Here is a 14122-nt window from a genome sequence, read left to right as displayed (position 1 = left end):
CCGCACAGACGGGAATAGCTGGAGCGCGGCTTAAACCTCTTGTTGAAGAGTGGCTTGCGTCCGTAAAAAACTGATAGCAACTTCACTAGAAATTCCGTTGCAACCGGCACAGTATGCGGATAAGCTATCGCTGTAATGCTGGCATGGGGTGGCTGTGCCACCTTGAAGTGCCCCCGCTGTCAGGCTGCTTGGTCGAGCCCTGTCGCTTCTCCTCTTTCCCTCTTGCAATGGAGTGCAACGAATGCGCCTCCCCCTCACCTCTTGGAAGCAAACTCTCTCTCGTCTTGGCTTGAAGTTGCAAAAGGGGCCGGCGAAACGGAAGCGACGTACGCCTCGGCCAATTCAGCTTGAGGCGATGGAAGTGCGGGAGATGTTGACGGCGGATATTGTGCAGAGATTTGATTCAAACGTTCCTTACCCGGACGAAGCGGACATCCACCTAGAAATTCATCCCGACTACTACGTTACAAACCCGAACGGAACAACATATATACCAGTAGATTTTTACAATAATAGCAATAATCCGCTAACAAGTTTTAGCATCAGCACAAACGGAAACGATTTTCTCCTCAATGGAAGTGAGCCGAGTGTCCTTTCCTATTCTACGAGTTTCTCTCTCCCCGTTGGTGAATTTTTTGGCGTAAACATCTACTTTGATCCTACGCAAGATTATGACCATGATCGTTTGAATTGGCAGGGATCAGACGGAACCACAACGGACTATGGCTACATTGACATCACGTATGCCACTCCAACACCAACATCGCCAGAAATAGAGGTAACACGCGTATTGCCGTCTGACTACAGCGGCAACATAGATGTGCAAGATGGCGATACCGATCTGCAATTTTTTTCGAAATTTAGTCACATAATCGTCGGGATGAACCATCACGCCATTCCATTTACAGAGATGGGGCTTGGTGATTCCGTTGTACAGAGATTCAAGATCCAGAATACCGGTGGGGGCGTGTTGGACCTGGATCCGGACATGCTTGGAACTAGCGGCGCCGTATCATTGTCCGGTGATCCAAGCATTACAATCGTAGAAACGCTAGGCAAGACCTCACTTGCGGCGGGCGAATGGACGTTTTTTTCACTCAAGCTGGATGCAAATGAGACTGGTGATCCTAGCAGCACGGTCTCTATTAAAAACAATGACGCCGATGAGAGCCTGTTCGACTTTAAGATTACAGGTGACGTCGTTAATGGGCGAGAGATCAAAGTCGAATACTACAAGCAATCGTCGAATTCATGGCAAGAAGTCACGGATGATGGACAAATCAATTTTGGTAATGTCCTGCAGGGAAAGACGATTGAAACCAAGTTTCGGGTGACCAACATCAATCCGGACACCTACGGCGATCCTTACGACACCCTGAGATTGACTAACATCTCGGAAGATGAGGACGGGGAGTTCATTCAAATTTCACCTACCGAAGGCGCATTGTCGGTCACTATTCCCCCTGGGACTCAAAAATACGAATTCTCGGCGACGATCGACGCCACAACTGTAGCAAATGGAGTTACCTCTGCAATCACGATTGAGAACAATGACTTTGACGAATCACTATTTGGAATTGGCTTTCAGTGGTCCGTCGTCGCACCTGAAATCCAGGTTGTCGCGTTGCCAATCGGGACCGAAGGGGCCGTTGTTATCAATGACGCAAGCGGCCCCCACACGCTATTTCAAACAGAACCTGGCATACCACTGGAAAGAATGTTTCGGATTACGAATACTGGCAACGCTCCCCTGACTCTCTATCCAGAAACGCTTGAGATCATTGGTAGTGGGTATTCCATTTCTGAAAACTTCTCAAGTACAACGCTCGCCGCAAACGGCGGGCAGGCCACGTTCAAGATTACCTTTAGCCCAACCAATGCCGGCACCAACTTTCTTGCAACAATTAAGTTCAACAACAGTGATTATGACGAATCGAATTATAACTTTACTGTGAAAGGCGTTGCGGAAGTATACCCAGAGCTCCATGTCTACGAAGACACCATTGGTGGATCCGAAATCTACGATGCCCAAACGACTCCCGTAGTGATGTCGACAGCCACAACAATATCGAATGTCGGACCAGGCCAAAATGCGATTAAAAAGGTTATTTGGATCAAAAACACGGCAAGTGGCGAGCTGATTTTAGATCTTCCTATTTTGACAAATCCAACAAATGGCCTGGAACTTGACCTGACTGGATTTGATACGACATTAGAGAAGAACGAATCGACTAGTTTTATAGTGCAGTATTTACCTGTCGCCGGAATGCATAATGGTCATATTTCTATTGCGACAAACGATCCTGATTTCATGTCGTTTGACTTTGATATTGTCGGAACGTTCACAATGCCGACGTTCTGGGTAGAGCTGGAGTCGAACCCAGGCGTTCAATTGGTAGATTACGAAACGATAGATTTTGGCACTACCCCCGCTGGTTTACCCGTAGCCAAGAAATTTATCATCATAAATAAAGGCTATGGTCGAGATTTGTGGTGGGACACACGGCAATCTCCAGCCGGATTTAGAACTATCGAACGCGGGGGGCCGGATTTTGACCCTGAAAACGACTATTGGGTGATCGTTCCTCCCGGTCAATCGAGTTATCTGAAGGTGGAACTTACCGCAGAATTCGAGGGAGAATTCGGTTTTTCGGGCAATCGTCTTGTTTTTACCTCCAATGACCAAGTCAATTCTATTGAACATCTCAGCTTGACGGGCATTGTTACTGGCACGCCAGAATTGGAGGTTTTTGATGATGAGGTAGACGGCAATCTAATCACAAATACGCCCGCCGTGACAGAGGTGTCCGTTGGGTCGGTTGATATCGGTGGCGAAATCCGGCGTACCTTCCGAATCGAAAATGCTGGGACAGCGAACCTTGATTTAAATTCGGTCGTTTTGGGCGGAGCCGGTGAATTTGCCATAGATACGTCGAGCCTTCTATACGAGCTCGGCGACTTGGATGGAGATGGGCATACAGATGTTATCGCAACATACTTTGAGGCGATCCTCAACGCGACGAATCCTGGAATTCATACGAATACCATAACGATCCAAAGCAACGACACGGACGAAAACCCGTTCGTCTTTGAAATTACCGGCGAAGTCGTTGCCCCCGATCTCTCCATCGCGATCCAAGAAAGCAAAAACACCGCCTACGAAAATGGCGAGAACTCCAAGATCACCGTCACCCGGACAAGCAGCGGCTCGCTTGAAAATACGCCGGCACTCTCATTCGAACTTTCCTTTACTGGCGATGCCGAAAGCAGCGACTATTCGCTCATTCCAAGCACCTATGAAATTCCAGCCGGCGAGGCTTCCGTCACGATTGAGATTGAAGCGACCAACGACGCGCTGTGGGAAGACCTGGAGACCCTGAGCATCACGCTTGCCGAAGCGTCCAGCGGTCAGTACGAAATCGATACGGCCAACGACACGGTCGACGTCTACATCCAAGATAATGACGAGTGGGGCGTCGGTGTTACAAACGACGAAGATGCCGACGAAGCAGGGCCCGTGCCGGCTAACTTTCTGTTCACTCGTAAGCAGTCAAGCGATCCTGATTTAACGAACCCGCTAACGATTGACTTTTGGTTAGAAACAAGCTGGATAGCGAAGACGTCTGGCGAGTTGGCTGCAGACTTTTCCCTGGAAGGACTGGACGGCAACCTAACCTACAACGAGCAAGACGAGCGATGGGAGGGGAAGATCACGATCGCCGCTGACAAATCGACGCAATTTCTCGTCGTCAATCCTGTTAGCGACGACGATATTGAGCCAAACGACGTCATTACTGTTGGCATCATCGCCAAAGATGAAATTGCTTCAAAAAACCAACCGAACTACTACGTCGTAGCCGACGTGAATAACGACTCAATGACTGATGACGAGGCGTCATTGACAATCATTGACGATACGCGGCCGAAGGTTTGGTTTGAAACGGCAAGCGGCGTTACCGTTAAAGAGAACGAAAGCACGTCGTTGACCGTTTATCGTTCCATGGCAGGTATCGAGAGTCCGCTTACGATCTACATCGAAGGGCTATTCGACAATCCGGCCAATGGACAGGCGAAATACGCTTATGACTATTCGATCGGAGCGGAGAACGGCAGCAACAAATTGGAAGTCACCTTTCCTGCAAACGAAGACGAACTAGCGATCACGCTGGAAGCGTTTGTGGATATCTTTGACGATGAAGGAGACGAGACCGCAGAGTTAAAGTTGGTTAATGATTCCTCAGGCAATCCAAGCTATGCCGTGAAAAGCGGATATGAAACGGCGAATGTCACGATCGAAGATGTTGCCTACTCTAGCGACAACTCTGACGTTCCTGACGTTTGTCAATGCACCTGCGCTCCGGGACAGTGTCTTGTCTCGGATGTAACAGGCGACGTTCAGACGCTCGATCCGAGCAGCGGTCTCTCGTATGAGTCCGAGGCGAATGCCGATCAGAACGTCGTTTCGAACGATGTGCAGATCGACGAAGTCAGCTCCACGAGCAACTATCTACGGGCCACGATTAGTTTCGAGGGTCAGCAAATCGAAAACTATTATTCGCTTGCCGACTTCCAAGCGGAAGCTTCGTACCGCTTTGCCGCTCCGATCAATTCGACGGGGCTTTCCAGCGGATCTTACGGCTGGTCGATGCAAATCGCCGAAGTGACAAGCAGTGGTTCAGTCGTGTCGGTTTTGCGAGATGTCAACGGGACCAAGGAACTGGTGAAAAATGAGTCCACTGAGCTGGGAGCGGGGTGGCGCCAAAACGAGGCGGAGCGACTCGTGGTCAGCAATGGGCGAATCCTTTGGCAACGCAACGGCGGCGTCTACGAGTTCTTCCCCGACGCAAACGGCGACTACTCGCGTCCCGAGGGAGAATATGGCTACACGGTAATCACACCGGTGAGCGGCGAAGCCTGGAAGTACGTCATTACGATGGCCAACGGCGATCAATACAAGTTCGAGGAGAGCGGACTTCTGATCGAGGCCGAGTCGCGAGTGGGTAATGTTACTCAATACGCCTACAAGCAAGGGACGTCGGTCCTGGAATCGATCACGGACTATCGTGGGCGGATGAAATCTTTCGTCTTCGACAGCGTGACTGGTCTGCTAACGGCGATTACCGATTTTACTGGCATTACGACTACCTACGAATATGTGGGGAGTCAACTCTCCAAGGTGACCCAGTTGGATCCCGATGGAGTTGCCGGACCGCTCACGACGCTCGAAACCAACTACGGCTATGACGCACTGGGACGATTGCAAACGATCGTCTCCCCGAATGGAGGCGAAACAATCTTCTACGATGACTATGGTAAAGTGGCGAGAATTGAGCGTCTTGACGGCTCCGTGACGACCTACCAGTCTTGGATTACGGCCGGGCTAGTTGATTCTGCCGCCGGCTTGGTCGGGACGCTGGCCAACGCGGCCCCGCTAGCTCGAACCGATCTGATCTACGCCGAAGTCACGGAGAAAGTCTCCGACACCCGCAGCGTAACGCGGAAGATGCAATATGACTCGTTCGGTCGCGTGATTCGTGAGATCGATGGAGAAGGAAACGTCGCTACCTACAATCGCTTGGAAACCGAAGCGGGGCGCACGATCACGGTCACGCTGCCCGATCCAGACGGCCCAGGCCTCAGCAACGAATCCAGCTACACCTCGATTTATGATTACGACACTCATGGGAATCTACTGAAGATCACGTACCCCGATCAATCAACGGAAGTATGGGAGTACGACCTTACCTTCAACGAAGCGACCAAATACATCAACCAACTCGGAGCAACAACGCTCTACACGCTTGACCCGGTCACTGGGCGGAAGATTTCCGAGCGACTGATCGTCGGAGACGACGATACCCAGCCCAATGTCAATGAGACAAATGATCTTGTCATGACATACACGTACACGCCGGGAGGAAGTGGCGAGGCAGCGCCGGCAGGGCTGATCGATCTGGTGACAATGGTTTCCTCCTCCGGAAATCGAGTCACTGACTACGACTACAACGCGGACGGAAACGTCACTCAGATTACGTACGCCAAGGGAACCGCAAACGAGGCGAGCGTTTCGTTCGAGTACACAGAAAACGAAGGGTATCTTTCGACGGTGACCGACGAACTGGGCAACCAGACTCTGTATAGCTACGACGATCTTGGCCGTCAAACCGAAGTCATCTTGCCCGATCCAGATGACGGGGGCCCGCTTTCGGCGCCCGTCATGCGCTATGTCTATGACTCCAAAGGCCAGATGGTCGAAGAAATCGAAACCGATGCGGTAAATTCCGTTACGCGCAGCACGCAGTATGTCTACGATCTACATGGCCGCATCACCCAAGAAAAACGTCCCGACCATGATGGCGACGGCAAACTGTCGATCGCGACCTACGAATACTTCGCCAACGGTTGGTTGCGTTCCATGACGGACGCGGAAGATCGCGTTACGTCCTACGAGTACGATGACAACGGACGCGTTATCTCCGTTACGCTTCCCGATCCCGATGGCGACGGCCTGGATCTTCCGACGTACTCATACGCCTACGACGGAATGGGACGTCAGACGGTGGAGATCGATCCGCACGGCCATATTACGGCGACCGGTTACGGCGATTGGGGAAAAGCGGTCTATACCGCCGAAGGGACCCTGTTGGCTGATCCGGAAGGGATGAAATTCTTCCGCGAATACGCCGCTGCGACGACAGACAACGGACAGCTCAGCGCCATGATTCGTCAAATTGGATCTGGCTACGGAACGATGCGGCTATCTTCCAACTACTACGATTCGACCGGTCAATTCCTGCATGACGGCTACGAATTTCGCGAGTACAGTGGTCTCAGCCTCACCCTATTAACGAATGTGAACAACGGTGATCCCGCTTCGGTGGTGAGGCCGACCAGCACTATCTACGAGTACGACGAACTGGGGCGCGTGACGCGCACCCTTTCTCCCGAATATGACTTTGAGGGTGAAACTCGTCGATCTGAAACGACCTACGACTACAACGAGTTCGGCGAATTGGTCGCGATTCATGAAACAGCCGATGGCGTCACGCGCACGACCATGTATCAATATGATGCTCGTGGCCGTCAGATCGCAGTCCTCTCTCCCGATCCGGACGGAAGCCAGCCACAGCAAATGTTCGCCTACGATGACGCTGGGCGACTCATTTCAGAAACGATCTCTGGGATTCTCCCCGGAGACGCGACCCCTACCAGTTACACGACCTCGTACAGCTACGATCACCTAGGGCGCGTCGTGAAAACGACCATGCCTGATCCGGGAAGCGGAGCGCCGGAACATCTAACCCAATATGACGCGTTCGGCCGCGTCATCGCCGAAACCGATCCCCTCGACCAAGTCACGTACTACCAGTACGACCTGCATGACAATCTCGTTCGCACCGTATCGCCGGATCCGGATGGAGCCGGCGGACCAGAACTATCTCTGGAAACGGTCGCTTTCTACAACGATCTTGGGTGGCGAATGTCGACCACGCTTCGTCCGCTTGGCGCCGCAGGCCAAGATCGAACGACGACCTATGGATACGATGGCCTGGGACGCACCACCTCCGTTACCTATCCGGAACCGGATCCCGGCAGTCCAGGCTCGCCGGTCGTCGTCGAATACGACTACGATTTGGTCGGCAACTTATTGAACCAAGCAGACGCCAACGGCAACATCACTACGTACGCGTATGACGAATACGACCAAATGACGAAGATGACGACGCCTGACCCTGATGGCGTCGGACCCGAGTCGGCCCGCGTTTACAACTTCTCCTACGACGCTCGAGGGCGAACAACCTACGGCTATGACGCTCAAGGTCGACGCGTCTACTATATCTATGACGGTCGTAACAATCTCCTGGAAGAACGACAGACAGTTGACCCAGACACGTCCGACGCTATCCCAGCGCCATCGACATTTTACGTCTACGATGGTTTTGATCGGATGGTCTCAATGACCGATCCGGCTGGAAACGAGACGCAGTACGTCTTTGACACGCTTGACCGCCTGACATCGATGATCAATGCCGAACAGGGCATATCCGAGTACACGTATGACTTCCGCGGCAATCGCCTGACGCTTAGTGATCCGGAAGAAAATGTAACGACATGGGAATACGACGCATTGGGACGCGTCGTGGCAGAGACAAATCCGCTCAGCGATGTTCGCTCGTATCAGTACGACGTTGGCAGCAATCTAACGCAATATGTCGATCGAAACGGACGTGTGATCATGTATGACTACGATGATCGGAATCGTCTCCGCAGCGAGACGTGGTATGCGTCGCAGGGGGGGGCGATCGTCGACCAACTGCAGTTTGACTATGACGCGTTCGGTCAGTTGACTTCCGCTAGCGACAGCGATTCAACGCTGGCTTTTGCCTACGACAATCTTGGACGGCAAGTTGATTTCGTGCAAACTCACGGCGGAAAATCGTACGATGTCGGGCAGACGTTTGATTCCGTCGGCAATCGACTTACCTACGATGCTGCATTCGATGGCAATTCGGATGCACAACGTCAGTTTACCTACGATGGGCGCAATCGACTAACAAGCGTTCAGGAGACCGGCGTCAGCGTCGAGAAGCGGGTTGACTTCTCTTACAACGTCAACAATCAGTTCACATCGATCGACCGCTATGAAGATCTAACTGCCTCCGATTTGGCGATGCAATCGACCTATTCTTACGATGCACTCCTTCGGTTGACGGAACTTCTAACAACGACCGCCGATTCAAGTGATCTTCCCCAGGTTCCGCCTGAGGGGGAAGACCCCGCCGAATCGACCACCATGACGATCACTCCGTTCGGCTCCACCACAGCGATCGCCGATGACACCGGCACGTTCACCTATACCGCAACTGCCGAAACTCGCTCGCGTACTCAGGCCTTTGTCATCACCAATACCGGCGCCAACGATTTGCAACTTGGCGACATTTCCTTGCCGACAGGTTACTCTCTCGCGAAAGACTTTGATGTCGATGTTCTTGCGCCCGGCGAGAAGCTAACGTTTGCGGTTCGTCTTGACGCTGCGACCGACGGCACGTTCGGCGGCGACATCAGCTTTGATACCAACGGCGCTGTGGACGGTACGTTTAACTTTGCAATCTCGGGCGAAGTGCTGCCGATCACAGAGACGATCGTTGTTAATTCGACGCGTGATTTGGCTGACAGCAATTCGGGCGATGGGATTGCGTGGACGGGACAAAATAACTCGGCTGGCGTCGCCGAAGTGACGCTTCGCGCGGCGATTGAGTACGCCAATGCTTCGGCCGGGATTCAGCAGATCTTGTTCGATATTCCAGCTACCGAAGCTGGCTGGAACGGAACTTGGTTCCATATCGACACTGCCAGTGTATTGCCGACGCTTACCGACACGACGCTGATCGTCGGGCAATCGCAGGAAGAATTTGTCGATCCTCCAGTGATTGAGCTTCGGTCTGTCTCAAGTTCCTCCTTCAACGGACTAAACATCGCTACTGGCGCGGGCGGATCAGTGATCAGCGGGCTATCGATTACGAATTTTGTCGGCGATGGGGTTTCGATTTCCACCAGTGATATTCATCTGCATGGATCCTATATAGGCGTCAATCCCAGCGGTTCGTCAAACGGCAATAATCGAGCAGGGGTCGCCATTTACGCTGGCAGCGGCAATCTTATCGGGACCGATGCAGACGGATCGAATGATCTCATGGAACGAAATGTGATCAGCGGGAACGCCCGCGAGGGTATTCTCTTAAGTGGCGACAATGTCAATGGAAATGTTATTGCCGGAAACTTTGTCGGTACAGGCGTCGACGGCCTTGCCGCCCTTGGAAATACACGATCTGGCGTGCTCATTAACGCCGGGGCCGATCGCAACATTGTCGGGGACATGGGAGATGGATTGGACGTAAGCGTGCGTCGCAACATAATCTCCGGCAATGTGTTGAATGCGGTCGCGATTACGAATATTGACAGCGATTTCAACCGTATCTCCGGCAACTACCTGGGAGTCAATGCGGCAGGAAACGCCGCCATCGCAAACTCCCGAGGTGTCTGGATATCGACCGAAGCGAAATCGAACATCATCGGTACGAATGGCGACGGAATTGGCGACCAATTGGAAGGAAACGTCATTTCTGGCAACAGCAACGACGGAGTCTATCTCGCAAGCTCGTCGGCGTACAATTCGATCAGCGGAAACAAGATCGGGACTGATGCATCGGGAACTGTTGCGATCGCCAACGGAAGCAACGGTGTAATAATATTGAGCGGTTCTCATCACAATCTAGTCGGAACCAATAGTGGTGATGGCCTCTATAATGCGATGGAGGGAAATCTCATCTCGGGCAATCAAAATTGCGGCATTATTATTCGGGGAAGTAGTGAGAACTGGATTAGCGGCAATCGAATCGGCACCGATAGTACCGGCGCAATCGCCCTTTCCAACGGAAACTACGGCGTCGTGCTCGACACAGCATCAACGAACAACATTGTCGGCACTAATGGTGACGGCGTGAGTGACGATGGCGAGGCGAATGTAATTTCCGGCAACGGCGCCCCTGGCTCTAACGTTTCCGGCGTCTTTTTGAATAGCACTGGCACAACGAACAATATCGTTGCCGGCAATTTGATTGGGACCGACGCCACCGGGACCTATGCGGTTCCTAACGCGAAGTATGGCGTTTGGATCTATGGCGGCGCCCAAAACAACATCATCGGCACTAACGGAAACGGCGTAGGAGACGCGGCCGAGCGAAATATTATTTCGGGGAACGGTTCCGTCGGCGTCCGCTTGGAAGGTTCGGTCCCCGGCAATCGGATCGCGGGCAACTACATCGGTACTGATATTTCCGGCTCGTACGCTGTCGCCAACGTCAACACCGGCGTCAACACCAACGGCGCGGTGGGAACCAACTACATTGGCACTAACAGCGACGGAGTAAGCGACAGCCTGGAGCGAAACCTCATCTCCGGCAATGGTGCCGGCATCTATTTGGATGCGACCAGCAGCTTCATTATCGCCGGTAACTGGATCGGACTCGACGCCGTCGGTGACCCGACTATCGGCAATACTGGCAAAGGGGTTTGGATTGATGATTCGTCCTCGAACAATCGCATCGGTTCCAATATGGACGGCGTACGCGACGATGACGAGGCGAACTGGATTGGTGGAAATGGCGGCGATGGGGTTGCCGTGACCAGTTCCGGCTCCACCGGCAACCTTATTCGCCGCAATCGCATTTTCAAAAACGGCGGCCTAGCGATTGACCTGGCCGACAACGGCGTCACCAACAACGACACCTTCGACTGGGACAGCGGCCCGAACGCGCTGCAGAACTTTCCCACGATCTCTTCGGTCGGCGCCAGTTCGGTCTCCGGCTCTCTCAGCTCTTCCGGTAGTCGCACGTTCTACCTTGATCTCTATGGCGGCTATCGCCCCGGCGACGCCAGCGCCTATCTGGGCAGCGTCGCGGTGAGCACCAATTTCTTTGGCTCGACCAATTACACGATCAACGCCAACCTGTACGACTACAGTTATTTCGTCGTCACCGCGACTGATTCAACCAACAACAATACGTCCGAATTTTCGGCATTTACCGGCAACTCGCCGGTTATCAATACCGGCAGCGGCAACGCTTATTCGCACGATACGATTGCCTGGGATTCTTCATCACCGACGAAGTCACTGACGCTGGCAAACTACGGCGGCAGCGCGTTTACCGTCTCGAGCGTCACGGTCGACAACCCGAACTTCACCCTCGGCAGTGTGCTAACAGGTTCGTACGGCGCCTCTGCGACTGACGCATTCACCATCACCGCAGCGGCAGGGCTGGTGCAGGATCAATCCGGTACGCTGACCATTACCCTCAATACCGGCAAGACGTTCGTTTACAACCTGCGCTACAACGCACCCGACTCCGAAATCGCTCTGACCCTCGACGGCAGCGAACTGGCGGTTGACGCCGAGATTGACTTTGGGGATTCGCCAGAGGGGAACTTTGTGACGAAGACCCTCGTGATCAACAATCCGAGCGCCAATCCCCTTTACCTGAGCGACTTTGCCGTTACGGGCGATTTTATCCTGCTCGGCGCGGGCGAGCTCACGTCGATCGCAGCAGGCCAATCCGCCAATATTCAGGTTCAGGTCGCGTCGATCTACCCCGGCTCCTATTTGGGGCAGCTCTCTTTCACCACCAGCGACGAGGACGAAACCTCGTTCCTGATTTCGCTGACCGGTACGATCGTCGGCAATGGCGATGGGCAGTCGGTCATCGACCAGAATGATTACGAATACGACTATGCCGATCGCCTGACCGGGTGGGACAGTCTTGTCTTTGGAGTTCAGGATTTCACGTATGACGACACCAATCAACTGACCGACATCGATCGCGAAGGCGCCGATCAGACGTTCACCTATGATGAAAACGGCAACCGAATCAGCGGCGCCTACGTCATCGGCCCGAACAACCAAATCCTCTCCAACGGCGTCTACAATTACCAGTACGACGCCGAAGGAAACCGGATTCGCCGCACCGAGATCGCCACCGGCGCGTATCTCCTTTATTCGTGGGATCATCGAAACCGGTTGATCGGCATCACCGAGAAAGATTCGCTCGACACGACGCTCAAGACAGTCGTCTACGCCTATGACGCTCTCGGCCGCCGGATCGCCAAAGAAATCGACGCGAATGGTGACGGAGATCTGGCCGACGCTGGCGATAGTGAAGAGCGTTATTACCACGACGGCCAACAAATCGCCCTGCGAACCGACGGGGACGGAACGATCCTCAACCGTTACCTGTACGGCCCCAACATCGACCAGGTGATCGCCGACGAAGACGCCGTCGCCGGCGACGTCCTGTGGGCGGCGACCGACCACCTCGGCAGCGTCCGCCACCTGGCCGACTACGACGAGGTCACCAAAGACGTGACCATCGCCAACAGCATCGATTACGATGCATTTGGCAACATCGTCAGCGAAACCAACGCCGCGATCGACCACATCTACGCTTACACTGGACGAGATCGAGATAAAGAAAGCGACCTCCAGTACAACCGTGCGCGGTACTATGACGCCGAGCTAGGCCGCTGGATGAGCCAGGACCCGATTGGGTTTGCGGCGGGGGATGCGAATCTTTATCGGTATGTGGGGAATAGTCACTTGAATGCGGTGGATCCGAGTGGGTTGCTTCCAGGAGCCAACCGCGGTGAGTGGATTTCCGGAACGCCAGGAAATGGCGTGTTTAGGTATAATAATTCCGAGTGGGCTCAAAACGCCCGTGTTGCCGGTGCGGAAGTCGTTTTTAAGGATGGACATATCGCGGAGGGAGGCTTTCCAGCCGAATGGTATTACGGAGGAAGTGCAGAAAAAGGATCTGTTCCAATTCGGAAGATTACTGGGACCGACGCAGATTTTACCGCAGCAGATGAGGCAATGAGAGAAAAACTGAAGGATCCGAATTGGAAACGGCCCAAAGGCTATACCTGGAATCACGCCGGGACAGAAAGTTGCAAGACCATGGAGCTTGTCGAGAGCGGCAAAGGCGTAAAGCACGGAGCGGTTTCGCATAAAGGCTCTGGGGCTGCGGCTCGAGCCCGGCTGAGGGCTGCCAAGATTGCCCCTAAGGCATTTGGTGCCTTGACGGCATATTTTGTTGTAAGAGACGCCGCAGACTTCGCAAGGGGCCATAGCCTTTCAGATGTACATGAGGATTACGTATTTTCGGATGGAGAATCAGAGTACACGTTAACTACGCGATCGCCTTTAGGTTACATTCTTAGTTATAAGTACATGAAAAATTATATCTCTGGCCCAAGGGAAGGCGAGTCCGAATACATATCTGATGAGGTGTTTGAAGAACACCGCCAGAAAGGCATTGAAATGTATGGGAGATTGAGGTGGAATCCTTGGACTGGATACTACTACGATGAGGGAGATGTCCGAAAGGGAATTCCGGTGAAGGATGAGTACGGTCGGGAAATTGGTTTCTGCGGCAAGGATGGGATAGAGTATTACGAAAAAGGTAGCTCGACTTGGATTCGAGGTGGAAATGACATGGGGTAGATTGGGCAAGCTGACTTAGAGCCTATCCAGCAAGCAAAGCGGCTTTCCGGATAGGCCCTTAACTGGACA

1 protein-coding gene is annotated in these 14122 nt (G+C 53.1%); it reads left to right on the top strand.

Translation table 11 applies throughout. The features are described from left to right. Positions 1 to 241: 241 nt before the first annotated feature. On the top strand, positions 242 to 14053 hold the full coding sequence (locus M4951_RS22785; protein ID WP_315985744.1) for a choice-of-anchor D domain-containing protein: 13812 nt from the start codon (positions 242 to 244) through the stop codon (positions 14051 to 14053). Positions 14054 to 14122 lie beyond the last annotated feature (69 nt).

The sequence above is a fragment of the Blastopirellula sp. J2-11 genome, assembly GCF_024584705.1.
In the GTDB taxonomy this organism is placed as follows: domain Bacteria; phylum Planctomycetota; class Planctomycetia; order Pirellulales; family Pirellulaceae; genus Blastopirellula.
Note: the sequence above shows the minus strand (reverse complement) of the source record. Positions and strands in the feature narration are given on the sequence as shown.